The organism is Lutibacter sp. A64, from assembly GCF_022429565.1.
Taxonomy (GTDB): domain Bacteria; phylum Bacteroidota; class Bacteroidia; order Flavobacteriales; family Flavobacteriaceae; genus Lutibacter.
The window spans coordinates 3726277-3752798 of record NZ_CP092487.1 but is presented as its reverse complement, the minus strand read 5'-3'; the positions used below and the strand labels follow the sequence as shown (position 1 = coordinate 3752798).

The following is a 26522-nucleotide window of genomic DNA, read 5'->3' as shown; positions in this document are numbered from 1 at the left end:
CTTTTGTAATTAAAATTAATTATAATCATTCTTTTTAAAAATTAACTTGAATTCTTGCTTTTACAAACGAGATATTATCATCTTGTCTATAATATAAATTATCAATATCCATATAAGTATAATTAAGACGGAACATAACATTATCACTCATATAATAATTTAAACCTATAGAATAATCAATACTTTCTCCTCCACCAACACTATAATTTGTTTGTCCCGCAGCCGCTTTTAAAGGGTCAGCATTCCAAAATTTATCTTGCATAAAAATACCATCAATATCATTTAAATTTGTTTGATTGAAACGAGCTAATAATTCTAAAGAACCTGCTTTTGGACGATTTAAATATGCATAAGACGAATTATAAGAATAATTATTACCCATTAATAAATAACCCGCTTGAACATAGAAACCATCGGTTTCAATATCTCTTTGTTCACCATACCAATCTTCAAGGTCTTGAGGAGAAGAAGGCCATCCCCACATATCTGGAGTTGAATTTTCGAATTGAAGCTCATAATTAGAATTACGATAAACTTTATTGTAATAATATTCTGATTGCAACATAAAGCGACCATAAGTTCCCAACAATTGAGCATTAAATTTTAATTCATTCCCCGCATGATTTACAACAGCATTTAAAAATTTATCTTCAGGACCTGCAGCATAAACTACTTCTCTATTATAGTCATCATCATTATAAGTTTCATCAAACCCATTTGCATCAGGTAATCTATATGAAGCTGAAGCACCAATATGAAAATTCATATCATCTTCAACAATTGGACTATATAAGGCTTTCCCCGTCACACTATAACCACCATCTCCCATTTCTGTATTTCCTATTTCACTACCAAATAAACCTCCTGAAATAAAATATTTATCTGAAAATGTAGTATAAGCAATACCCACAGTTCTACCAATACCAAATGCTTCACCTGAAAAAGAATTACCTATAAATTTTGTGTCTTTACTAGATATTGATCCTTGAATACCATAAGGTTCAAAGAAATTACCAACTTTAATAGAGCTATGATCACTTATAGCATATCTTAAATAGATATCTTTTGCACTTACTTTATTATTTGCAAAACTAAAATTAATTTTTGCATCCCATTTTTTCCAAGAAGCTTTTGCATATAAACGAACATCACTTAAAGTTGTTTTTGAACTTAAATCGGTAGCATCTTCCATATAATAATCACCATCCATATAAGCACGTCCACCAAATGACCATTTATAATCGCCATCATTTGTTTTAAAATTAATAATTCCTTTTTCTCCAGTAACTACTCCGTCAGTTTCTTGAGCTGTAATAACTCCTGTACACATAAATGCAAAAGAGACTACTAAGAGCGATATATTTTTTAATTTATTCATTATTTCAAATTTTATTATTACTAAATTTAATTTCTACCAATATAGGTTCCATACCCAAGATCTTCTAATACTGTTTGAGCAGTAACACCAGGTGTTGCTCTACCTTGATATTCTAAAGAAAGATCTGTTAAATTTGTAAAACCTCCATCAATAAAATTCTCTCTTCCAATTTTACCTGACCATTCACCTTGCAATGTACGATTTGGATTATCAAAACGTGATTCTAGACCTGTATAATAATAGTCTCCGTTGTATTTTTTCAATTGATCATCTGTATCAAAAGAATATGCATGAATTACAAAACCAGAACGGTGATACATTTCATTCATCCAAGGAGCAGATAAATCATCATACCCATTTGGAGCACCAGCAATTGAAGGCCCAATAATATGTACGTTATTATCTACAGAAAAGTTCAACACGTCAGCAATCATATCTGCATCATCATCTACTAGATTATCGTATCCACCTTTCCAAAGCAACATACATTTAGGTATATTTGGTAAAAATTCCTCCAAAAGAAGAACACTTTGCCAAGAAAACGTTTGTAAAATAATACGAGATTTAGTATTTGCTACACCAACTTTACCTGGAGTTGTTGGTATATTTTTTGGATTATCTGTAGCTAACCAACCATTACTTTTTAAAACTTCAGCAAGTGCTTTTTCCATTCCTGAAAATCTCCAAGGTTCTTTAGTTTCAATATATATACCTGGTCTATTTCCATTATCAACTTCATCCTCAACAAAAACAAATTCTCCGGTTGATTCCTCTAAGTTTAACGTTTCAGTACCATCTTCTTTTTTATAATAAGGGTTTCTATTTTCATCTCTTTTCACTTTCATACCCTCAGCAATTAGCAATACATCTTTTAAAGTTGAAATCTTTTGATCTACAAACTCTAATCGTGCATTATCTGGCACATCCTCATTAAACCAAGTCCCCGCATCAAGTGCTCTAAGCTCTTTTAACGTAAATTTACTTAAATCGTAATCCGCTCTTCCTGGATAAATACTTTCAACATTTGAAGTTCTACGAAGGTTATTATCATGAAGCGCTAATAATATACCATCAGATGTTTTTTGAATATCAATTTCAAGGTAATCTGCACCCATATTACGAGCCCAACGAAAAGCAGCTTCTGTTTCTTCTGGAGCCCAAAAAGTTGTACCTCTATGAGCAATAATAGCATCTGGAGCATCAATTAACAATTGATCAATCACAGCTTTAGTTTCAGCATTTACAGTTTTCAATTCAATAGAATCAGCTTGAATCTCATTACTTAAATCTTTAATATCATCATCACATCCTACAACTCCAAGGAGCATAAGAAGCGCAATACCTACTGGTATTTTTTTAAAAAATAGTTTAGTCATTTATTTAATATTTATTGATTAATACTCTTATTTATTATTATAATTCTTACAAATGATTATTTATTACACATGAATACCATTATACCCTCTTCTCTCTTGCAACCAAGAAAAACCAATTAATAAAATTGCTATAACACATGAACTTAACAACACTACAAATCCACCAGACCATCCCCAAGTATCTACTACTGCACCCATTGCTATATTAGCAAATAATGCGCCCCCTAAATACCCAAATAAACCTGTTAAACCTGCAGCTGTACCCGCTGCTTTTTTAGGAACCAAATCCAATGCATGAACACCTATTAACATTACTGGTCCATAGATTAAAAATCCAATACAAATTAACGCTATAGAGTTTGCTAAAATTGATTGACTTGTCCAATACATATATATTGAGACAAAAACTAAAGCCATATATATAATACTTACAGGAGCTCTTTTACCTTTAAATACTTTATCACTTAAATATCCACACAAAAGTGTTCCTGGTATCCCAGCCCATTCATAGGCAAAATATGCCCATCCAGATTCTTTAATTGAAAATCCTTTTGCTTCTTCTAAATACAATGGGGCCCAGTCTAAAACACCATATCTCACTAAGTAAACAAAGGCGTTTGCAAAGGCAATAGACCACAATAATTTATTTTTTAAAATATATTTAAAGAATATTTCTTTGGCCGTCATTTCTTCCTCAAATTTTTCAGAATAATTAGGAGGAAAATCATTTTTATAGGTTTCAATATTTGGAAGACCACATGATTGCGGAGTATCTCTCATTAAAAACCACGTAATTACAGCAACACCTAACGCTATAAAACCCGGGAAATACAATTTAGCTTGCCAATCTGCAAAAATTGCAACACCTAATATTGCTAAAGGTCCAATTATTCCTCCTCCAACATTATGTGCTACATTCCATATAGACATTTTAGTTCCGCGTTCTCTAATAGAAAACCAATGCACCATTACCCTTCCACAAGGAGGCCATCCCATACCTTGAAACCATCCATTAAGTATAAGTAACACAAACATTATAAACACTGAAGATGTTGCAACAGGAAGCGTCCCCATTAAAATCATAGTTAACGCCGATAGCACAAGACCTGCTGTAAGAAAATTTCTAGCATTACTTCTATCAGAAACATTCCCCATAATAAATTTACTTAAACCATAAGCAATAGAAACACCTGAAAGTGCAAAACCCAATTCTGTTTTTGAAAACCCTAAAGCAATTAAATCTGGCATTGCTAAAGAGAATACTTTTCTAACTAAATAATACCCTGCATATCCAATAAAAATACCTACAAATACCTGAAAACGTAATCGTTTATAAGTCGAATCTATTTTATCGGAAGGCAATAATTCTTTATGCGCTGCGGGTTTAAAAAAATTTATCATGACATTGATTTATAATTTATTATAATATGTAATTTAACGTTACTGCAATATAATCTTGAACTTGTTTTTCAATCCAAGATTCATCTTTTTCTAACGCAGAGGCCATAATCTCTGCCACCCTAGGAGCCATTTTTATACTCTCTCTAGCATCTAATAATTGACACCTTGTTCTACGTGCTAAAAAATCTTCAACTGTACGACACATTTCATGTTCCACAGCCCACAATACTTGAGCTTCTATAACCTGAAGTTTTTTACTTATATAATTTTTATTTCCATTTTGTGAAGCTAACTTTAAGATAGCATCTTCATCTGAACCATAGAAATACAAAGGATTGTCATAATCTACATTTTCTTTATACCCATGAATTTTTAAATGTATTGTTTTAGAAGAAATACGAGGCCAACCGTGATTTTTCTCTGCTTTATCAACTAAATCTTGCCCCATTCTTCTAAATGTTGTCCATTTACCACCAACTATAGTTAACAAACCAGAATCAGATGTATAAATTTTATGACTTCTAGAAATCTCTTTCGTTTTATTTCCTTTTCCTTTTGTAGCAGCTAATGGACGTAACCCTGCAAAAACACTTAAGACATCACTTCGTTTTGGAGCTTTTGTTAAATACCTACTAGCCGTATCTAAAATAAACCCTATTTCTTCTTCTAAAGCCACAGGCTCTAAAGATTCTTTTTCAATTGGAGTATCAGTTGTACCAATAATTACTTTATTATGCCAAGGAACCAAAAATAACACACGCCCATCATCTGTTTTAGGAATTGTTATCGCATCATCGCCTGGTAAAAAAGATTTATCTAAAATTAAATGCACACCTTGACTTGGAGCTATTGTTTTTTCAGCACCTGGAGCATCCATTTGTAATATATCATCAGCAAACACACCTGTAGCATTTACAATTTGCTTACCCATTACTTGATGTTTTTCAGAAGTTTCTCCATCAACAAATGAAACCCCTTTTACTTTTCCATCACCATCTTTAACCAACCCTGTTACATTGCAATAATTCAAAACAACAGCACCTTTTTCCACAGCACTTTGCAAAGTATTTATAGCTAAACGAGAATCATCAAACTGACCATCATAATACACTACCCCTGCAGATATCTTCTTCGGGTTAATCAATGAAATACGCTCTAATGTTTTCTTTTTTGAAATTCTTTTTGATCTACCCAAACTTAATTTCCCAGCTAACAAATCATAAAACGTTAAACCCACAGTATACAAAACCTCATCAAAAAGACCATGTGTAGGAATTATAAACGACTGACTTTTAACTAAATGAGGAGCATTCTGTATCATTAAACCACGCTCCACAACAGCTTCTCTTACCAAACCAACATCACCTTGCGCCAAATAACGAACACCTCCATGCATTAGTTTCGTAGCCTTACTCGAGGTTGACTTTGTAAAATCAGACATTTCTAATAAAACAACAGAATACCCTCTAGCAGAAGCTTCCAAAGCTATTCCAATTCCAGTGGCTCCTCCACCAATAATTATAAAATCGAATTCCTCTGAATGACTCTTCACCCTCGAAATCATTTCATCTCTTTTCATATTTCAAATATTTTAAACGAATAGTATTTTTCTATTACAGGGTAAAAGTAAATCTTTTAGAAACATTTCGAAAGTTTTTTTTTGTTTTTTTTAACATATTATGACTTTTGTCATATTTCTCAAACATTTCTTATCGAAATAAAAAGCTAAACAACTGATTACTAAAAGAGAAATAACAACTAGAACATTACTAAGTTTCACAAAATCGGCAAGCAAAAAAATATTTCGAAACGCTTCGAAATAAACTAACATTACCGTATATTTGTTAAACAAAATACTTGAAAATGCTTTTAAACATAGCCGAACGTCACAAATTAATTTTAAAAAAACTTGAAAATGATGGTTTTGTAGAAGTCGCAGACCTAAGTCAAGAATTTGGAGTATCACTAGTTACTATTAGAAAAGACCTAAAAGCCTTAGAAGAAAAAAATTTACTTTTCCGCTCTCACGGAAGAGCAATTCCATCTAACCCCTACACTACTGAACACCATGTTAACATTAAAGAAAAAATCAATAAAAAAGAAAAAACAAGAATTGCGATTGCAGCTGGTTTAATTTTAAAACCAAACGATAGTATTATTATAGCATCCGGAACATCCGTAATTGAATTTGCCAAACATTTAAAACCCGTTGAAGGCCTAACCGTTCTTACAGCATCATTAAACACTGCTTTAATTCTAGCAGAAAATCCAAATATTGATGTAATACAATTAGGCGGAATTGTAAGACGAAGCTCCTCTTCAGTAATAGGACCAACAAGCGAAAAAATGCTTAAAGAATTTACGTTTACAAAATTATTTTTAGGTGTTGATGGAATAGATATTGATTTTGGATTAACCACCACAAATTCTATGGAAGCTTCTTTAAACAAAGAAATGATTAAAGCTGCTCAAAAAATAATTGTACTAGCTGACTCTTCTAAATTTGGAAAAAAAGGTTTCGGAAAAATTTGCGGACTTGAAGATGTTGACCAAATAATTACAGATAAAAAATTAGATCACAAAATAAAAGAAAAATTAGAAGAATTAGGCATAGATGTAACTCTTGCCTAAGAACACACCTACAAAAAAATCCCGCTTTCAAAATTGGAAGAGGGATTTTTTTAATTACTTATTATAGCTTTGTAAAACCTTTTTAAAATACCTTCCCTGACGCGATGGCGTATAATCCCAATCGTTAAACAACATTGGAGACCAATCAGGATCAAATACCCAAACCGTATAAGAAATCCCACGTTCATCTGCATATTTTGTAATAGCATCACCATAAGACTCATCACTAATTACAGGAATATGAGCCCCTTTATCATCAGGCCCACAAAAACCAATTTCAGATAAAATTAAAGGATATTTTTCAGCGGCAAACCCCCAATCATCAGTCCATTTAGATTCCCAAGGTTTTTCTCTTTTTTGCGGATACGGATGACTAATATACCCTATTCCTTCAGCAGCAATTGGATTAGTTTTTAAAGGAGTTAGATCATAACCCCAATTAAACCCTGCAACCAACGGAACAGTTTGACACCCGTTTTCTCTAACAACACTAATAAGTCTCTCCATCAATTCCTTCCACTCAACCCAAGTACAACTACCCAATTCACCATTATTAACAGTTGGCTCATTAAACAATTCAAAAAAAGCTAAAGTTGGATTATCTTTATACCGAACAGACATTGTACGCCAAAAATCTTCTGTTTCCTCAAATGTTGTTTCATACATCGGTAAATAATATTTATCTTCTTTTAAATTTCCAATACTATGCCAATCAATAATTACATACACACCAACCTCAGCAGCCCAAGCTAAACCATCATCAATTAACTTTAAGTAAGCTTCTTTACCTCGTTCTCTCCAAGCTTTTGGATGCACAGGAAATCTAGCAATTGTAGCTCCCCATTTTTTCATTTCTTTAAAGTAATCTAAATTCCAATACCCGTCTTTCTCCAACTTATCAGGATCACTTGTATCTAAACCCCTAAAAACAACCTCAACCCCTTCAGCATTAATAAATTTATTACCCTTTACACTAATCCTACTTAACTCCCCAGACCCAACAAGCTCTTGAACTTCCTCTACCACCCTTACCTCTTTTTTCTCTTGTTTATTTCCACATGATACAAATACCATTAAAAAAACAAACACCAATTGTGCTATTATTATTTTTTTCATAATTAGTTATTTTAAAATACAAAAATTCACTAATCAAAAATACTCAATAACTATTTTTTTATTTAATTAAAAAATTACATTTTTTGATACAAAAACATCATTTAAATCTAACCAACCCTCCATTACAAACATATTTCTAAGAATAAATACACAAACAACAGTAAACAACCACAAACATCCAATCAAAAACCATTTTACAATATACCATCTCACTTTTAGAACACTATTCAACATAAAATAATTTACAAACAGAACCACTAACATCTCTAACCATCTAAAACGACATCCCAATAATTAAACCCAAACTATTTTACACAATACAACAATAATTTAATACAACAACACTATTTTTGCACAACACAATTCAAAATTATTAAATCTCAATTAGCTATGAAAAAGCTTCATTTAATTATATATTCAATATTTTTATTTACAAACTGCTCAACAAAAACAAACTCCTACACAGAAGAAATTAAACAATTTCAATACAAACTAAACACACAGTTTGCCACCCCAAAAGAATCTCCTCTCACAAAAGAGGATTTAAAAACATTTAAATCTTTAGACTTTTTTGATATTGACGAAACCTATAAAGTTGAAGCAAATTTTGAATTAACTCCCAATACCCCTATTTTTGCAATGCCAACCACAACAGACCGACTTCCTCTATACAGAAAATACGGTATTGCAACTTTCACTTTAAATGGCAAAAAACTAGAGCTAAGTTTATATCAACACCAAACCACCAGCACATCATATAGCGATGAAAATCTACTTTTCCTACCTTACAAAGACACCTCTAACGGCACAACTTCTTACGGAGGAGGACGCTATATTGACATAGAAACCCCTAAAAAAGATAGCAATACTATTATTATAGATTTCAACAAATCATACAACCCCTATTGCGCCTACAATCATAAGTTTTCTTGCCCAATACCTCCAATTGAAAACAACCTAGCTGTTGCAATTTTAGTTGGAGTTAAAACCTACAATAAATCCCATTAAAAAAGCCTGACCAATTTAAATTGACCAGGCTTTGAAAATAATCTTATATTTTCTAAAATAATTAAATATAATTAATGTTGATTCAAACGAAAATCTGGATATGCATCCATACCATGTTCATGTATATCTAACCCTTCTTGCTCTTCTTCTTTAGAAACTCTTATACCTATAGTGCTTTTTAATGTTTTAATAATCGCATACGAAGAAATTAAACAAGTAACTCCTATTGAAACAACTCCAATAGCTTGGTAACCCAATTGAGACCAGCTAGCTAAATCACCGAAAATCCCTACAGCTAAAGTTCCCCAAATACCACAAATTAAATGAACTGCAATTGCACCAACAGGATCGTCTAGTTTTAATCTATCTATAAATGAAACACCAACAACAATCAATCCACCTGCAATAAACCCAATAACAATAGCATCTGTTACACTCATTAAATCAGCTCCCGCAGTAATACCAACCAAACCACCTAATATACCATTTAAAAACATCGATAAATCAAATTGTTTATACTTGAATAATGAAACTAAGAACGCAGACATTCCACCTGAGGCAGCTGCAACACAAGTAGTAACCAACACTAAAGATGTAGCACCTGGAGCGGCAGAAAGCACAGAACCTCCATTAAATCCAAACCATCCTAACCATAAAATAAACACACCTGCAGTTGCAAAAGGCATATTATGTCCAGGAATAGCACCTACAGAACCATCTTTTTTAAATTTACCTAGTCTAGCTCCCAATAACCAAACCGCCACTAAAGCAGCCCAACCACCTACTGAATGCACTAAAGTAGAACCTGCAAAATCATAAAAGCCTAACTCATCTAACCAACCAGCTCCCCATTTCCAAGAACCTACAATTGGATAAACTAAACCAACATAAACAATTGTAAAAATCATAAACGCCCCTAATTTAATTCTTTCAGCTACCGCTCCAGATACAATTGTTGCCGCGGTAGCAGCAAACATACCCTGAAATAAAAAGTCGGTCCAAAAAGTATAACCTCCATCTGCATATTCTGCAGTTAATCCATTTTCAGGTAAAGTTAATCCAAATAAATCAATAAAATAATCTGGAATAACTCCTGCGATAAATGAACCCGGATACATTAAATTAAAACCAACCAAGGCATATAATATTAATCCGATACAAATAATAAATACGTTTTTAAAAAGTATATTAATTGTGTTTTTTTGTCTTGTTAATCCAATTTCTAATAATGAAAATCCTAAATGCATTAAAAATACTAATGCAGTACAAATCATCATCCATACATTATTTACTGTAAATAGTGTTTCCTCCATAATAATAGTAACCCTCTCTTTATTTTAATTTAACGACTCTACCCCTCTTTCTTTTGTTCTAATTCTATAAGTTTCCTCAATATCAGAAACAAATATTTTCCCATCTCCAACCGCACCAGTATATGCCGTTTTTAAAATAGTATCTATTGTTTTCTCTAAAAAAGGATCTGAAACCACAATTGACAAGTATCTTCTTTGCAACTCTGATGTACTATAACTCACACCACGATACACATGTCCTTTTTTCTCATTTCCAACTCCGGTCACATCCCAATAGCTAAAAAAATTAACTCCAATCTCATGCAAAGCTTCCTTAACTTCTACAAACTTTGATTTTCTTATTATTGCTTCAATTTTCTTCATAATAAAACGGTTTATATAATTGATTTAATATCAAAAATAAATAAAATATCTTAACCCCCTAATTTTTAAAGGGTCAAAATATCATTTTTACCATATATTCAATTTTAACCCTAAAAATTTACACACATACATATTACATAGAATAAAATTCATAAACATTATTAAAAAAAATTGCCTAACAACACTTAAGTTATTAGACAATTTTAAACTAAACCTAATTATAATATTATAGAGAAAGTATAAATACTAAATAAGCATCATCCGTATCTGGATTAAAGATTGCTGAAGCAGAAACACCTAGACTAAAAGCATCTGTAATAGTTACATCTTTAGATGCTGAGAAACCAATATTTGTTAAAGCAAAATCACCATCTGTTGTATATATTTCATTTCCACCTCCAATAAAAGCACCTAATTCTGTACCTCCAATACTAAATGGCACTCCTAATTCAGTATAAATTGAATTATCATCATCATTATATATATTAGCACCAACCATTAATGAAATTGGAAAAGACTCTACACCATCAAAACTTAAGGTAGCCTCACCGATGTGGTTTTTCATCATAAAATAACCATCAGAAGCTCCATCCACAGGAAATGCATAATCTGTAAACCCTACAGAAACAGCTCCAAAAGAGTAACTTGCATAAAAATCAAACTCTTGACCGACTACTTGACCTCCAGTTTCATAAGATGCCCAAAAACCCATTGTAAAATTTCCTGAAGACATTTCAGCATAAGGCTGTAAAGCTGGTGAATCAGAAAATTCTAAACCTCTCCATACATACCTACTCGCATAGTCAAGACCAATATCAAAACTAGCCTTACTTGATTCTTCTTGCGCATTCATAGTAGAAATTGATAAAATTGCTACAAAAACTAATAATATTCTTTTAATTGTTTTCATTCTTTTTTTAATTTAATTTATTAATATTCTTAATATGAATTCTATTAATTATACACATTAGACTTATGCTCATGTATATCTAATCCATCAACCTCTTCTTCTTTAGTAACTCTTAACCCAATAGTTTTCTTTAAAATAAATAACACCACAAAAGCCATACCTGCAGCCCAAGCTCCAATTGCCAATACTCCAATAGCCTGAACTCCTAGTAAAGAAAAACCTCCACCATACAACAATCCACCATCAACAGCAAAAACACCTACCAATAAAGTCCCTAATGCACCACACACTCCATGCACAGAAACAGCACCCACAGGGTCATCAACTTTAAGTTTTTTATCTATAAAATCAATTGAAAGCACTACGACAGCACCACCTATTATACCTATTATAAAAGACCCCATCGGACTTACAGCAGCACAACCAGCAGTTATTGCTACTAAACCAGCTAAAGCCCCATTTAAAGTCATTGAAATATCTGGCTTACCATATCGCATCCAAGAAACAGTCATTGCAGAAAGCGCTCCAGCAGCAGCAGCTAAATTTGTAGTTATAAGAATTCCAGCAACAGCGTTTGCACTTCCTCCTGAAATTGCTAATTCTGAACCACCATTAAATCCAAACCAACCTAACCATAGTACAAAAACCCCTAAAGCTCCTAAAACTAAGTTATGACCAGGTATAGCATTTGATTTTCCATTTGTATATTTACCAAGTCTTGGCCCTACTAAAATAGCACCAACCAAAGCAGCCCATCCACCTACGGAGTGTACTACTGTAGAACCTGCAAAATCAACAAACCCAAGTTCAGTTAACCAACCATCACCTTGCCACACCCAGTGACCAGAAATTGGGTAAATTACTACTGTCATTATAAATGAGAACATTATATAAGTAGTAAATTTAGTTCTTCCGGCTACAGCCCCAGATACAATTGTTGCAGCAGTTGCAGCAAATACCGTTTGAAAGAATAAATTATGCATATTTTCTACATCATCAAAAAACAATGTAGGTGTTCCAATAAAAGAACCGATTGTTTCCCCATACATAACTGTATATCCAATAGCCCAAAAACCGATACTACCTATACATAAGTCTAGAAAATTTTTCATTATTATATTTCCCGCGTTTTTTCCTCTGGTAAATCCTACCTCAACAAGCGTAAATCCTGCTTGCATAAAAAACACTAAAATTCCGCAGATTACAATCCACATTAAGTCTAATACAGCGTTAGCTTCCATAATTTTTTATTTTTGTAATTAGTTAATTTTTTAGTTTACTAGTTTAAAGACTCTACACCTTTTTCTTTTGTTCTAATTCTATACGTCTCTAACACTTCTGAAACAAATATTTTACCATCTCCTACCGCACCTGTACCAGCCGATTTTAAAATAGCATTAATCGTTATCTCCAAGAAAGGATCCGAAACAACAATTGATAAAAATCTTCGCTGTATATCTGATGTACTATAACTTACACCTCTATACACATGACCTTCTTTTTCGTTTCCTACTCCAGTTACATCCCAGTAACTAAAGAAATTGACTTCAATTTGATGCAAAGCATCTTTTACTTCGTCAAATTTTGACTTTCTAATAATAGCTTCAATTTTCTTCATAATAAAGTGATTTTTATAATTGATTTCGAAACAAAAATATGTTTATATTTTTTTACCCCCTAATTTTTTTAGGGTATAACTGTAATTTTTACGTATTATTAATTTTTTACCCCTATTTTTTTAAGGGTATCTAAATAAATATATACTATTTTATCATATTAAGACACAAAGATTCTCCCGTATTTCAAATACAGGTTAAAAAAGAATAAAAAAAAGGTAAATTAAAATACTTTTGAAAAGTAGAATCCTAAAAAGACCGCCAATAAACCCAAAACAATTGAACCTATTGTATAAATAAGGAAAGAAAAATAATCTCCATTTTTTAAAAAAAGGTGATTTTCATAAACAAAAGCGGAAAAAGTAGTAAAGCCTCCGCAAAAGCCTGTTGCTAACAAAAGAGCATAATTATTAGAACTGTTTGAGGTTTTTGCAACATACCCTAAAACAATACCAATAATTATACTTCCAATAATATTTACTAAAAAAGTTCCGTAAGGAATAGCACTTTCTATACTTTTAGACCATTTACCCACTAAGTATCGAAGTACACTACCGAGTCCACCTCCAAAAAAAACTAATAAAAGAGATTTCATTAATTAAACTCAATTGTATCAACATCAACCCAGCTCCACTTACCTGTTACAGTACCTTTATTTAAAGTTATAACACCAGGGTTTGATCGAATAATGGTTTTTAACATTGTTTCATCACCAAAAAGCATTTCAAAATTAAGCTTATACGTTTCTTTAAGTTTAAGAAAATCTTCATTCATAGAAGCCGACAATGCATACACTTTATATCCATTTTCTAAAGCCTTATCAGTAGCTTGCTTAATAGCTTTAAATCCTTCTTTATCGCTAATTTCTAAATTATATGCAATAACTAATAACATTTTTTCAGCTTCTAAAACCTCATAAGTAAGCTCTTCACCTTCAGAAGACTCTAAAAAGAAATCGTGTATTGCAGGCTCTTTTGTTCCAACATATTCCATTTCCGCTGGAATATTTTTACTAATTGCATAGGGTCTAAAATCTATTATTGGCAGATGAATTAAAACATAATACACAATATAAAAGAATACTAAAAAAGAAAGAAAAGTAGACCACTTTGCAAAAACAGGACTAAACAATGGCGTTATATGCTTATAACCTTTTACTAAAATAAGTATAAATACAACTAAAACTATATTTTTATAAAATGTACCCCAGCTAGATAATTTTACAGCATCTCCAAAACATCCACAATCTGTAACCTTATTATAATATGCAGAATACCACGTTAAAAACAGAAAAACCCCTATAAGCAGCAATAGACTCCAAACTGTTAATTTAGGTAAATATCCTACCAACAGCATAACACCTAAAATTATTTCTGCTAAAATTAATGCTATTGAAAATGGTAATGCATAAGGAATTAAAAACTCTAGATTTAACACGTCTGCCCCAAAATATTCTTCAAACTTATAAGCAGAACCTAACGGATCTACTAGTTTAACAAAACCTGAAAAAATAAAAGTTATTGAAACAATCAATCGAGAAAGGTGTACTAGTAATTTCATAAATATATATTTTTATTTTTCATTAATATGAATTAAGGCAAAAACGGCATAATTTATCATATCTTGATAATTTGCATCTATTCCTTCAGAAACAATTGTTTTTCCTTTATTATCTTCAATTTGTTTTACACGCAATAATTTTTGAAGAATTAAATCTGTTAAAGAGCTTACACGCATATCTCTCCAAGCCTCTCCATAATCATGATTTTTATCTTCCATCAATTTTTTAGTAATAACAATGTGCTTGTCGTATAATTCAATAGCTTTTTCATTAGAAATATCTGGCTGCTCTACAACACCTTTTTCTAATTGAATTAAAGCCATAATAGAATAATTTATAATACCAATAAACTCAGAAACCTCTCCTTCATCTACTTTTCTAACACTATTTTGTTGTAATTGACGAATACGTTGCGCCTTAATAAAAATTTGATCTGTTAAAGATGGTAACCTTAAAATACGCCAAGCAGTACCATAATCTTGTAACTTATTAATATAAAGTGTACGGCATTTTGCAATAATGGCGTTATATTGTTTTGAAGTTTTTTGCATGTAACTTTAATAATTTGCGTAAATTTCGAACAAATTTAATGAAATAAAAAATCAATTAATAAATAATGAAAAAAGTAGCTGTTTTTTGTGGTTCTAGCCTCGGTTTTAATGAAGTTTATAAAAATGAAGCCATAAAACTTGGTAATTATTTTGCTTCCAACAATATTGGATTGGTTTATGGTGGTGGAAAAATCGGAATGATGGGCATAATTGCAGATACTATTATTGAAAAAAAAGGAGAAGTAATTGGTGTTATTCCTGGATTGTTACGTCACGAAGAAGTTGCACATACTAATATTAGCAAAATGATTGTTACTAAAACAATGAGCAAACGAAAAGTTAAAATTAGCAAATTAGTTGACGGCTATATTGCATTACCTGGAGGATTTGGAACTTTAGATGAAATTTTTGAAGCCCTAACTTTAAATCAACTTGGAATTGAACAAAAACCAGTTGGTATCCTAAATACCAACGGATTTTTTAACCATTTAATAAAACAACTAGATGTAATGGTAACCGAAGGTTATCTAAAACAATCTAACAAAGAAATGTTAATAGTAAGTGATTCTATTGATGATTTACTAACAAAAATGTTTAAATACAAAGCACCAATACTAACTAAAGTTATAAATAAAGTAGTAAAATAATGCAATCAATTAATTGTAAAGGAACATTAGTAGACTTAACTTCACCAAAAGTTATGGGTATTTTAAATATTACCCCAGACTCTTTTTTTGACGGCGGCAATTATAAAAATGAAGCTGCAATTATTTCGCAAGTAAAAAAAATGCTAACCGAAGGCGCTACTTTTATTGATATTGGTGCATATTCATCACGCCCAGGCGCTAAACACATTTCTGAAAAAGAAGAATTAGAACGCATTTTACCTGTTGTAAAATTACTTGTTAAGGAATTCCCTGAAATATTAATTTCAATAGACACTTTTAGAAGCAATATAGCGCAACAATGTATAGAAAATGGCGCATGCATTATAAATGATATCTCAGCTGGAAGTATGGATACTGCAATGTTTAAAAGCATTGCAAAACTTCAAGTACCTTATATTATTATGCATATGCAAGGCACTCCTCAAAATATGCAAACCAATCCAACCTATAAAAATGTAATTACAGATATTTTATATTATTTTTCAGAAAAAATTTACGAATTACGTGCTTTAGCCGTTAATGATATTATTGCAGATGTTGGTTTTGGTTTTGGTAAAACCATTGGGCAAAATTATTGGCTATTAAAAAATTTAGAAATTTTTAAAAGCTTAGAAATCCCAACTTTAACAGGCATTTCTAGAAAATCTATGCTATACAAACCTCTTGATATAACTGCTAAAACCGCATTAAACGCTACAACTGCAGCAAATACAATTGCGCTACTTAATGGAACAAACATTTTAAGAGTTCATGATGTGAAAGAAGCTGTTGAAACAATTAAAATTGTAAATTTATTAAAAAATTAAAATGAAAAAACTCTTATACATATTAATTCCACTCACATTATTGAGTTGCAACAAAAAAGAAATTAAAATTCCCGTTTTAGCCATAAAAGGAATTCAAGAATTACAAGACCATTCTCAAATATGGATGTTTTTTGATGTTAAAGACAACGACACTATTGCAAATATAAACAGAAAAAACACCATAAGTTCTACCCATTGGATTTATAATATTGACAGAAAACTACCTTTAAAAACTATCATTCCTTCAATTAGTGAATTTCAATACAAACACGCTAACGGCATACATTCTAAAGAAGGTAGATTTGATTATTTTAGTTATGCAGACACCATTACAGATAAACTTTCTTTTATAAAATTTGATGGTGTAATTTATAAACAAGACAGTGTTTTATCTAAAACCTATATCAAAGAGAATAGCGAAGACTACTTAAATTACAACAATATAAACCTTGTATTTAACCCAAATAACACTTGGATTAATGATGCAAAAATGGAAGATGGTGAATTAATTACTACATTACTTGAGTTTATAGAATTCTCTTCTGAAGGAAACAAAACGATGCTTCATTTAAATTTTAATCAAGATTTATTGTACCAAGATTATTTATATTATCTAACACTTATTAAATCCATTTCTAACCCAGGCATTTTAATTAATAATTTAGAATTTATTTTTGATCCTTTAAAGGTTCCAGATTGCGGTTGCGAATAATTATATAGTTGCAATCTTTTTTATACTTTTACCAAAAATTATCACATGCTAGATTTTTTAGACTTTACTTTTCTTGACGCTTTAGATATAGTATTAGTTGCTATTCTACTTTACTCAATATACAAATTACTAAAAGGAACGGTAGCTATTAATATATTTATTGGTATTGCACTAGTTGTTTTAATTTGGAAAATAACACAGGCACTTCAAATGGAAATGCTTAGTGGTATACTCGGTACTTTAATTAGTGTAGGTGCCATTGCTATTTTAATTGTATTTCAACCTGAAGTCCGAAAATTTTTACTAATGTTAGGTTCTACCAATTTCAGCAATAAAAGAAATTTTTTAAAGCAACTAAAATTTCTAAAAACCGAAATCCATACTAATATGGATGTTGAAGTAATTATAACAGCTTGCGAAACTATGGCAGCTACAAAAACCGGCGCTTTAATTGTATTGGAACGCACCCACAACCTAGACTTTGTAAAAAATACTGGAGATACTATGAATGCTGAAATAAATCAGCCTATTATAGAAAGTGTTTTTTATAAAAATAGCCCTTTACATGATGGTGCAATGATTGTTAAAGAAAATTTTATAATAGCCACAAGAGTTGTTCTACCTCTTTCTAAAAAAGAACTTCCTGCTCGATTTGGTTTAAGACATAGAGCTGCAATTGGTATTACTGAAAAAACAGATGCCTTGTGCATTGTTATTTCTGAAGAAACTGGAAAAATATCATACATAAAAGATGGCGAATTTGTACTCTACAAAAACTACAATGAATTAATTGAAATGATTCGTTATGATTTGAATTAGTTGTTAGTTAAATCAAAAAAACTTTTTAACTTTCTACTTCCAAACGTTTCATCCATTAAATATTTAAAAAAAGTTAACTCCACTCCAATAAATAAGATTATTGCAGTAATGTTTTTTATTGTAATAAGCTTCGACTCCACTCAGCCACCGTCTTTTCACCTCTTCAACCTTTCAACTTTTTAACTTCGAGACTTAAAAACTAAGAAGCAATTTCACTAGAAAACTGCATATTATATAAATTTCTATAATGACCGTCTTTCTCTAATAATTCTATATGGGAACCTTGCTCAACAATCTCACCTTTATCCATTACAATAATTTTATCTGCATTTTTTATGGTTGTTAATCTATGCGCAATTATTATTGACGTTTGATGTTTTGTTATTTTATCTGTAGCATCTTGTATTAATTTTTCTGAATACGAATCTATAGAAGACGTGGCTTCATCTAAAATTAACACACTAGGATTACTTACATAAGCTCGTAAAAAAGCAATTAATTGACGCTGTCCAGAAGAAAGCATTGCTCCTCGTTCTTTTACATCGTAATTATAATCTCCTGGTAAGCTCATAATAAATTTATGAATACCAATTTCTTTAGCTGCATTTTTAACATCATCTAAAGTAATTCCCTCTTTATTAAGTACAATATTATTAAAAATAGTATCTGAAAATAAAAATACATCTTGTAATACAACCGCTATCTGATTTCTTAATGAATGTAATGTATACTGCTCTATATTATGATTATCAACACATATTTCTCCTTCATTAATTTCATAAAAACGATTTACCAAATTAATAATAGTAGATTTTCCTGCTCCAGTTGCACCTACAATTGCTACAGTTTCACCCGCATTTACTTTAAAAGAAATTCCTTTTAAAACCTCTTCGCCTTTTATATAACTAAATCGCACATTTTTAAAAGCAATATCACCTCTAAAGTTTGTTGCTTCAACAGTTCCTGTTTTATCAATCTGACTTTTTGTATCTAATATTTCAAACACACGATCACCTGCAACCATCCCCATTTGAAGAGTGTTAAATTTATCGGCTATTTGTCTTAATGGTCTAAACAACATTTGAGACATCATAATAAAAGCTATTATTTCACCTGCATTAGTAATTCCTGAATTTACAATATCTAACCCACCGTACCAAACCATTAAACCAACAGCAATTGATGTTAAAATTTCTGCAATAGGAAAAAATATTGAATAATACCAAACTGTTTTAACTTGTGCTTTTTTATGTTTTTCGTTAATTTTTACAAAGTTTTCATATTCTAACTTTTCACGATTAAAAAGTTGTACAATATTCATACCTGTAACGCGCTCTTGCACAAAACCATTTAAATTAGCAACTTGAATTCTAACTTCTTGAAATGCAGCTTTTATAGCAATTTGAAATAATTTGGTTGCATATATCATTATTGGTAAAATAATAAATGCTATTAAGGCTAGTTTCCAATTCATAAATAGCATTACAATTGCTACAACCAACATTTTTAATAAATCACTTATAATCATAAACAAACCTTGCCCAAAAAATTGCGCAATAGTTTCTGTATCAGAAACCAATCGGGTAACTAATTTACCTACAGAAGATTTATCAAAATAAGCCATTTTAAACTGCAACATATGTTTCTGCAATTTCACCCTAATATCCATAATAATATGTTGGCCTAGCCAATTTACTTTATAGATAAACAAAAATTGCAGCAATACTTCAGCAAGTAAAAAAGCAACCATTATTAATGAAAAATATAAGATTCCTTCTTTATCTTTATTTTCAAAATAAGTATTTACAATTTCTTGCAATAAAACCGGTTTAGCTATTGAAACTAACGAAAGTAATATTGCGGCTAAAGTACTTATTGTAAATTCCCAACGGTATATTTTAGCAAAGGACATTAATCTACTAAAGATATTTAAATCAAAAGCTTTGCCTGTAACTTTTTTACTCATTTATAAATACATTTTTCGGATAGTTTACTTCGGTTAAAAATAAACCTTTTGCTGGTGCTGAAGGACCTGCATTTCTTCTATCTTTACTCTCAATTATTTTTTTAAATTCTTCTAATGTTGTTTTTCCTGTCCCTACTTCAATTAAAGTACCAACAATAGCTCTTACCATATTTCTTAAAAATCTATCTGCTGAAATATAAAAAATTAACGATTTATTTTTTTGCACCCAAATTGCTTTATTAACAGCACAATTATAAGTTCTAACATCGGTATTTGAACGAGAAAAACATTGAAAATCGGTGTAAGTTAGCAAAATTTTAGCTGCTTCATTCATTAAATCTACATTTAACTTTTTATTAATAATTTGCCAAGTAGTATTCATTAAAAATGGATTTTTTCCAAAATAAATTCTATACTGGTAACTTCTACTTTCTGCATCAAAACGTGCATGTGCATTATTAGTAACTTTAAAAATATTAAGAATAGCTATATCTTTAGATAGTAATGAATTTAATTTATATTTAGTTTTATCAATATCAAAATCTTCCTCTAAATCTAAATGCGCATACAGTTGTTCAGCATGAACACCGGCATCTGTTCTTCCAGCCCCAACAACATCTATGGTTCTTTTAAAAATTAGAGAAAGGGCTTTATTTATTGATTCTTGAATGGTAACCGCATTGGGTTGGTATTGCCAACCATGGTAATTTGTACCTTTATATGCTATTTCTATAAAATATCTCAATTGAAATGCTAATTTTGTTGTTTGCAAATATAAGAGTTATTTACCAGTTTAAATTTTAACAATTAATGAAACAAGCATGAAAAAAATACTACTTCTTTCCGATACCCATAGTTATATTGATGCTAAAATATTGAAGTATGTAAAACAAGCTGATGAAGTTTGGCATGCAGGTGACATTGGAGCTATTGAAGTAACAGATACAATTTCTAAAATAAAACCGGTAAGAGCCGTTTATGGAAATATTGATGATAAAATAATTAGATCTGAATTTCCATTAGATAATAAATTTGAAATTGAAGGAGTTTCTGTTTGGATAACACATATTGGAGGCTACCCAAATAGGTACGACCAAAGAATTAAAGCTGCATTGATTGAAAATCCTCCTAAAATTTTTATTAGTGGGCATTCGCATATTTTAAAAGTTATATATGATAAAAAATTAAACTTACTTCACTTAAATCCTGGAGCTGTTGGTAAACACGGATTTCATAAAGTAAGAACAATGCTTCGTTTTGAAATTGCTAAAGGAAACATTACTAATTTAGAAATTATTGAACTTGAAAAACGTTAATACACTATTGGTACCGAAATAAAAATACGGGTTCCGTCTTCGGTAGATTTTATATTTAACAATCCTTTTAGCACTTGTATTCTAGCCTTAATTTGACTTAAACCAACACCACTTTTAAACTCAATTTCATCAATATCAAACCCTATTCCATCATCAAAAACAACTACTTGTAAATTTCCATTTAATTGCTCTAATTTAACGGTTCCATTACTAGCTTCACTATGTTTTAAAATATTATTTAAAAGCTCGTTAATAACCGTAAACATTTTTATTTCAAAAGTTTGATTAAATCTTCCTATATTTTTAGAATTACTCGTAAGAATAATATTAGAATTTGATAGTTTTTCGCATAAATCTTGAACTGCCACTTCCAATCCAAATTTTAATAAAACGGCAGACATTAAGTTATGCGATAAATCTCTAACTTGCTCAGAAGCTTCAGACAAAATACTTTGAGCTTTATCAATTTCAACCGGAATAGTACCTTTAATTTTCTTTTTACTTGCGTATAAATGTAAATTTATTGCAGAAAGTAAAGCACTTACATTATCGTGCAATACACTTGCTATATTTTTTCGTTCTTCTAACCTACCATCTAAAGTAGCTGCCAAAATTTCTAATTGTAAATCGCTTTTAATTTTATCTATTTTATTTTGATTTAACAATTTGGTTTGACTTATTTTAAGTTGGTAATTTTTTTTATTCAACCTATAAACTTTGTACAATGCATAAATACCTGATAAAAGTATTAGAACAGCAAGACCTAAACCATACGTTAATATTTCAGCATCTTTTCTCTTAGCCTTTTCTATTTCTGTTTCTCTTTCTTTTGTTGCTAAACTATATTGAGATTGAATTACAGCTATTTCTTTATATTTTAACTCTTGCTGTATAGAATCGTTTAACGAAAAAAACTTATCTTGATATTCAAATGCTTTTTTATAGTTTTTTAAACCACTATAGGCATACGCCATATTAATATAAGAAGAACGCCTTGTTTGTTTTTGAATATCTCCTTGTCCAAAGCCTACCAAATCAAATGCTTGCTGAAAAACATCAAGAGCTTCTTTATATTTTTCTTGCATATAATACACACTACCGAGATTATTTAAAATACCCGCTTCTATGTCTTTATTCCCTAAAATATCTTGGTAATTAGCTGCTATTTTATAGTTTTCAATGGCTTTATCATAATTGGCTTGTAAATAAAAAATACCAGATAAATTTGCATAAATTTTAGCTTTTAAATCTTCATTTCTCTCTACTTTATAGCCCTCTATTACTGCTTTTTCATAATTTACTTTTGCAGAATCTATCTGATTATCTAATTGAAAATTTCCCCCTTTTTTAAAATAAATATATTGAAGCTTTTCTGGATCATTTAAAACAAAAGGAATTACTTTATTAAATGTATTGGTTGACTTTTTATAATCTCCATGTTCTCTAAAAATAGTTGACAACAACATGTATCCTTCAATTAACTGTTGCTTATTATTTATGCTTTTAGCTTTATCAATAAATGTATTTAACTTTTGTAAGGCTTCTTCATATTTTCCAGAATCAATTAAAATTTTAATAGAAACCAATGCTTCATCTTCAGAAATAAAAAATGTTTCCTCTAAATTATTTAAAACTATATCTTTTGAATTACGAGCATAAAAAGGAGTGTCTACAGTTGTAAAACAAACAATTACAATTAATAGTAATTTTATTAAGTTCATAATAATTTATAAGAGACTAAAAAGTTTAAACAATATTGTTTTTTATCGCATAAATAGCCAAGCCAACAACATTTTTAACTTTTAATTTATTGATTAAATTTTTTCGATGAGTTTCAACTGTATTAGTACTAATATTAAGAGCACTACTAATTTCTTTTGAATTGAATTGTTTACATATTAGCTGAAGAACTTCTATTTCTCTTGGAGTTAGTGAACTAAAAAATGAACTTTCTCTCGGCATTGCATCAACACTCGAAAAATTATTAGTAAAAGTAGACAATAATTTATCTTTAATACTTTCACTAAAATATTGTTTACCATTATAAACTTCGTTTATAGCTTCAACAATATGTTCTCCAGCACATTTTTTAGCTAAAAAACCACTTGCTCCAATTTTCAACACTTCTTTAATAAGTTTAGTATCATCATAGCTTGATAGTACAATCACTTTTTGTTGAAAATTATTGTTCAAAAAACTTTGCAAAACTGCAATTCCATCTACTTTAGGCATATTAATATCTAAAATTAGAATATCAGCTTCTTTCGAAGCAAACCAATTTAAAACATCTTCACCATTAAGAGAGCTCCCAACAACTTCAATGTTTTCTTCAGATGATAAAACTGCTTCTATACCATCAATTAATAATTGATGATCGTCTGCAATATGAACTTTGATCTTTTTCATAAATTTCCCTTATCAAATATATTAATTATAAATTTTTAAAACCATACTTAAATATAGTGATATTTACGCATCACCAAAAACCGTTAGAAGCAAAAAACCATTTTAATAAAATTAAAATGGTTTTCCTTGCACTAAATATACTAAGATGTTAGGTTTAACGTAATCTGTCTACAGATTTTACAAGTTCTTCATCCTTCTTAATTGCTTTATTAGCCATTACAACTAATACTATTGTTAAAATTGGAATCAGCAACCCAATACCCTTCTCAGAAACATTAATTTCTCCAGATAAGTTTTGCGCAAAATATACGAGAATACCTAATAAAATAAAATTGATCAAAATTGATAATCTACCTAAAACAAACTGTAATTGACGCTTTTTAAATTGAAAAATAGCTACAAAAGTTAATAGAGCAGATAGAAAAAATAATACAGCCATTACAATTAACAATGTATTATTTGAATTAAAAGAATCCATTACAAAAAATTTAACGCCCTCATTATTAACCCATAAATTAAAAAGGAAAATACTTCCTCCAGACAATATAGTTGCCAACAATAAATAAATAGTTTGTATTCTTTGAATCATAATTATAATAATGGACGACAAAAATACGTTTTATTTTTAAAGATTAAAACTATACTATGTGAAATATTTTTATATATTTGCAATCAGTTGCTATTAGCACAGTAACCAACTACAACTAAAAAACAACCAATTACCACTTATTATAATTCACTATAATACAGTTTTAAAAACACAAATTTTTAATATACACATATTAACACTAATTACAAATTAACAGATGTTTGAAATTTCCCAACTAAAGGAGAAAACTCTTGTTGAATTACAGGAGATAGCAAAAACTATTGGAGCAAAAAAATACAGTCAATTAAAAAAACTAGATTTAGTTTATTTAATATTAGACATACAAGCTTCAAACCCTTCAAAAATCACTAAGAAAGAGCCTACACCCAGTGATAACAAACCAAAACGAAAAAGAATCGTAAAAAAAACTACTACAGTAAAAGAAAAAAAACCTTTTAGTTCTGAAGCACCAAAAACAGAGGTAGAAGTTAAAGAAGCTACAACACCAAATACTACAAAACAAAAAGCTGCTACTAAAACTACACCTGCAAAACCAAAAAAAGCAGTTAAAGCACAACCAAAACCCAAAACAGAAGCTGTTGCAAAAAAAGAAAATGCAACAGATGTAGCCGACCAACCAACTCCTCCTAAAAACAAACCTCAAGCAAAGCCTGTTCAGCAAAAACAACCTCAACAAAATCAGCAGAACAAGCAAAAGCAACAAAATCAGAACAAACAACAAAATAATCAACAATCAAACAACAATAAAGGACAGCGTAAAAATAACAATCGCTATAGAGATCCTGATTATGAGTTCGATGGTATTATTGAAAGTGAAGGTGTTTTAGAAATGATGCCTGACGGTTATGGCTTTTTACGTTCTTCAGATTATAATTATTTATCATCTCCAGATGATATTTACTTATCGCAATCTCAAATAAAATTATTTGGTTTAAAAACTGGAGATACAGTTAAAGGTGTAGTAAGACCACCAAAAGAAGGCGAAAAATATTTTCCATTAATTAGAGTTTCTAAAATAAATGGTTTAAACCCTAATGTTGTAAGAGACAGAGTTTCTTTTGAACATTTAACACCTCTATTTCCTCAAGAAAAATTTAATTTAGCAGGAAGGTCAAGTACATTATCTACTAGAATAATGGACTTATTTTGCCCAATTGGAAAAGGACAAAGAGGTATGATTGTTTCTCAACCTAAAACTGGGAAAACAATGTTACTAAAAGATATAGCTAACTCAATAGCATCTAACCACCCAGAAGTATATCAAATAATTTTATTAATTGATGAACGTCCAGAAGAGGTTACAGACATGCAACGTAGTGTACGCGGAGAAGTTGTTGCTTCTACTTTTGATGAACCAGCTGAAAAGCACGTTAAAGTTGCTAATATTGTTTTAGAAAAAGCAAAAAGATTAGTTGAGTGTGGACACGATGTTGTTATTTTACTAGACTCTATTACACGTTTAGCTAGAGCTTATAATACTGTTGCACCAGCATCAGGTAAAATACTATCTGGTGGTATTGATGCAAACGCACTGCACAAACCAAAACGTTTCTTTGGAGCCGCACGTAATATTGAAAATGGAGGTTCTCTTTCTATTATAGCTACAGCTCTAACAGAAACTGGTTCTAAAATGGACGAAGTTATTTTTGAAGAATTTAAAGGAACGGGTAATATGGAACTTCAATTAGAAAGAAATATTGCTAACCGTAGAATTTATCCGGCTATTGACCTAGTTAAATCTAGTACACGTAGAGATGATTTACTATTAGACGAAAAAACAGTAAAACGCATGTGGGTACTTAGAAAATATTTAGCTGATATGAACCCTGTTGAGGCAATGGAATTTATTAAAGATAAGATACAATATACCAATTCTAATGAAGAATTTTTAATCTCTATGAATGGTTAATTATTAGACTAATAATCTAAAATAAATTTTAAAACTCCAGAGAAGTAATTTCTTTGGAGTTTTTTTATACCACCTATTACTTAATA

General features: G+C 30.4%; 26 protein-coding genes. 8 read left to right on the top strand and 18 right to left on the bottom strand.

Annotated elements, in window-relative coordinates:
* Positions 1-34: 34 nt before the first annotated feature.
* The 4 genes from MKD41_RS15245 to MKD41_RS15230 all read right to left on the bottom strand — a co-directional run bounded on the left by MKD41_RS15245 (position 35) and on the right by MKD41_RS15230 (position 5734).
* Positions 35-1378, bottom strand: coding sequence for an OprO/OprP family phosphate-selective porin (locus tag MKD41_RS15245; RefSeq protein ID WP_240243202.1), 1344 nt, complete (start codon positions 1376-1378; stop codon positions 35-37).
* A 26-nt stretch (positions 1379-1404) separates the two neighbouring features.
* Complete coding sequence (locus MKD41_RS15240) at positions 1405-2754, bottom strand: glycerophosphodiester phosphodiesterase family protein (RefSeq protein WP_240243201.1); 1350 nt, start codon at positions 2752-2754, stop codon at positions 1405-1407.
* A 63-nt stretch (positions 2755-2817) separates the two neighbouring features.
* The gene (gene glpT / locus MKD41_RS15235) at positions 2818-4155 is read right to left on the bottom strand and encodes a glycerol-3-phosphate transporter (protein WP_240243200.1); all 1338 of its coding nucleotides are present in this window, start codon (positions 4153-4155) and stop codon (positions 2818-2820) included.
* Between the two features lie 19 nt (positions 4156-4174).
* On the bottom strand, positions 4175-5734 hold the full coding sequence (locus MKD41_RS15230; RefSeq protein WP_240243199.1) for a glycerol-3-phosphate dehydrogenase/oxidase: 1560 nt from the start codon (positions 5732-5734) through the stop codon (positions 4175-4177).
* Between the two features lie 284 nt (positions 5735-6018).
* Between MKD41_RS15230 and MKD41_RS15225 the strand changes: the two genes are divergently transcribed.
* Positions 6019-6786 carry a DeoR/GlpR family DNA-binding transcription regulator gene (locus MKD41_RS15225; RefSeq protein ID WP_240243198.1) on the top strand — a complete coding sequence of 256 codons (768 nt, stop codon included), beginning with the start codon at positions 6019-6021 and terminating at the stop codon, positions 6784-6786.
* A gap of 54 nt (positions 6787-6840) precedes the next feature.
* Here the strand turns inward: MKD41_RS15225 and MKD41_RS15220 are convergent, their stop codons facing one another.
* The gene (locus tag MKD41_RS15220) at positions 6841-7902 is read right to left on the bottom strand and encodes a glycoside hydrolase family 5 protein (RefSeq protein WP_240243197.1); all 1062 of its coding nucleotides are present in this window, start codon (positions 7900-7902) and stop codon (positions 6841-6843) included.
* A gap of 390 nt (positions 7903-8292) precedes the next feature.
* Between MKD41_RS15220 and MKD41_RS15215 the strand changes: the two genes are divergently transcribed.
* Positions 8293-8910 carry a DUF1684 domain-containing protein gene (locus MKD41_RS15215; protein WP_240243196.1) on the top strand — a complete coding sequence of 206 codons (618 nt, stop codon included), beginning with the start codon at positions 8293-8295 and terminating at the stop codon, positions 8908-8910.
* A gap of 71 nt (positions 8911-8981) precedes the next feature.
* On the opposite strand, the gene MKD41_RS15210 is transcribed toward MKD41_RS15215, so the two are convergent.
* The 8 genes from MKD41_RS15210 to MKD41_RS15175 form a co-directional block, all read right to left on the bottom strand.
* Complete coding sequence (locus MKD41_RS15210; RefSeq protein ID WP_240243195.1) at positions 8982-10223, bottom strand: ammonium transporter; 1242 nt, start codon at positions 10221-10223, stop codon at positions 8982-8984.
* A gap of 24 nt (positions 10224-10247) precedes the next feature.
* Positions 10248-10586 (bottom strand): P-II family nitrogen regulator, encoded by a 339-nt coding sequence (locus MKD41_RS15205; RefSeq protein ID WP_240243194.1) that lies wholly within the window; start codon positions 10584-10586, stop codon positions 10248-10250.
* A 226-nt stretch (positions 10587-10812) separates the two neighbouring features.
* A complete protein-coding gene (locus MKD41_RS15200) occupies positions 10813-11496 on the bottom strand; it encodes a hypothetical protein (protein WP_240243193.1) in 684 nt (227 codons plus the stop codon).
* 44 nt (positions 11497-11540) lie between these two features.
* Positions 11541-12737 (bottom strand): ammonium transporter, encoded by a 1197-nt coding sequence (locus MKD41_RS15195; RefSeq protein ID WP_240243192.1) that lies wholly within the window; start codon positions 12735-12737, stop codon positions 11541-11543.
* Positions 12738-12775: 38 nt separating this feature from the next.
* Positions 12776-13114, bottom strand: coding sequence for a P-II family nitrogen regulator (locus MKD41_RS15190; protein WP_240243191.1), 339 nt, complete (start codon positions 13112-13114; stop codon positions 12776-12778).
* Between the two features lie 221 nt (positions 13115-13335).
* The gene (gene crcB / locus MKD41_RS15185) at positions 13336-13707 is read right to left on the bottom strand and encodes a fluoride efflux transporter CrcB (protein WP_240243190.1); all 372 of its coding nucleotides are present in this window, start codon (positions 13705-13707) and stop codon (positions 13336-13338) included.
* The gene (locus MKD41_RS15180; protein WP_240243189.1) at positions 13707-14672 is read right to left on the bottom strand and encodes a DoxX family protein; all 966 of its coding nucleotides are present in this window, start codon (positions 14670-14672) and stop codon (positions 13707-13709) included. The genes crcB and MKD41_RS15180 overlap by 1 nt, the downstream gene beginning before the upstream one ends.
* Positions 14673-14684: 12 nt before the next feature.
* Positions 14685-15224 carry a DUF1599 domain-containing protein gene (locus tag MKD41_RS15175; protein WP_240243188.1) on the bottom strand — a complete coding sequence of 180 codons (540 nt, stop codon included), beginning with the start codon at positions 15222-15224 and terminating at the stop codon, positions 14685-14687.
* A 65-nt stretch (positions 15225-15289) separates the two neighbouring features.
* On the opposite strand from MKD41_RS15175, the gene MKD41_RS15170 reads away from it, so the two are divergent.
* Genes MKD41_RS15170 through cdaA form a run of 4 tightly spaced genes read left to right on the top strand, consistent with a single transcriptional unit; the run spans position 15290 to position 18229 of the window.
* A complete protein-coding gene (locus MKD41_RS15170; RefSeq protein WP_240243187.1) occupies positions 15290-15871 on the top strand; it encodes a TIGR00730 family Rossman fold protein in 582 nt (193 codons plus the stop codon).
* Positions 15871-16698: a dihydropteroate synthase gene (gene folP / locus MKD41_RS15165; protein WP_240243186.1), complete on the top strand. Its 828-nt coding sequence runs from the start codon at positions 15871-15873 to the stop codon at positions 16696-16698. The genes MKD41_RS15170 and folP overlap by 1 nt, the downstream gene beginning before the upstream one ends.
* A 1-nt stretch (position 16699) precedes the next feature.
* Complete coding sequence (locus tag MKD41_RS15160; RefSeq protein WP_240243185.1) at positions 16700-17410, top strand: hypothetical protein; 711 nt, start codon at positions 16700-16702, stop codon at positions 17408-17410.
* Positions 17411-17455: 45 nt separating this feature from the next.
* Complete coding sequence (gene cdaA / locus MKD41_RS15155; protein WP_240243184.1) at positions 17456-18229, top strand: diadenylate cyclase CdaA; 774 nt, start codon at positions 17456-17458, stop codon at positions 18227-18229.
* Positions 18230-18428: 199 nt separating this feature from the next.
* Here cdaA and MKD41_RS15150 read toward each other — a convergent pair whose 3' ends face one another.
* Positions 18429-20195 (bottom strand): ABC transporter ATP-binding protein, encoded by a 1767-nt coding sequence (locus tag MKD41_RS15150; protein ID WP_240243183.1) that lies wholly within the window; start codon positions 20193-20195, stop codon positions 18429-18431.
* Positions 20188-20967 carry a tRNA pseudouridine(38-40) synthase TruA gene (gene truA / locus MKD41_RS15145; protein ID WP_371824272.1) on the bottom strand — a complete coding sequence of 260 codons (780 nt, stop codon included), beginning with the start codon at positions 20965-20967 and terminating at the stop codon, positions 20188-20190. Before truA ends, MKD41_RS15150 begins: the two co-directional genes overlap by 8 nt.
* 49 nt (positions 20968-21016) lie before the next feature.
* On the opposite strand from truA, the gene MKD41_RS15140 reads away from it, so the two are divergent.
* Positions 21017-21511, top strand: a complete 495-nt coding sequence (locus tag MKD41_RS15140; protein ID WP_240243182.1) for a metallophosphoesterase family protein — start codon at positions 21017-21019, stop codon at positions 21509-21511.
* On the opposite strand, the gene MKD41_RS15135 is transcribed toward MKD41_RS15140, so the two are convergent.
* The 3 genes from MKD41_RS15135 to MKD41_RS15125 all read right to left on the bottom strand — a co-directional run bounded on the left by MKD41_RS15135 (position 21508) and on the right by MKD41_RS15125 (position 24506).
* A complete protein-coding gene (locus MKD41_RS15135) occupies positions 21508-23232 on the bottom strand; it encodes a tetratricopeptide repeat-containing sensor histidine kinase (RefSeq protein ID WP_240243181.1) in 1725 nt (574 codons plus the stop codon). The genes MKD41_RS15140 and MKD41_RS15135 overlap by 4 nt on opposite strands.
* Positions 23233-23257: 25 nt before the next feature.
* Positions 23258-23917 carry a response regulator gene (locus tag MKD41_RS15130; protein ID WP_240243180.1) on the bottom strand — a complete coding sequence of 220 codons (660 nt, stop codon included), beginning with the start codon at positions 23915-23917 and terminating at the stop codon, positions 23258-23260.
* A 154-nt stretch (positions 23918-24071) separates the two neighbouring features.
* Positions 24072-24506, bottom strand: coding sequence for a DUF4293 domain-containing protein (locus MKD41_RS15125; protein WP_240243179.1), 435 nt, complete (start codon positions 24504-24506; stop codon positions 24072-24074).
* Between the two features lie 217 nt (positions 24507-24723).
* Here MKD41_RS15125 and rho point away from each other — a divergent pair, with 217 nt between their 5' ends.
* On the top strand, positions 24724-26436 hold the full coding sequence (gene rho / locus MKD41_RS15120) for a transcription termination factor Rho (protein ID WP_240243178.1): 1713 nt from the start codon (positions 24724-24726) through the stop codon (positions 26434-26436).
* The last annotated feature ends 86 nt before the right edge of the window (positions 26437-26522 follow it).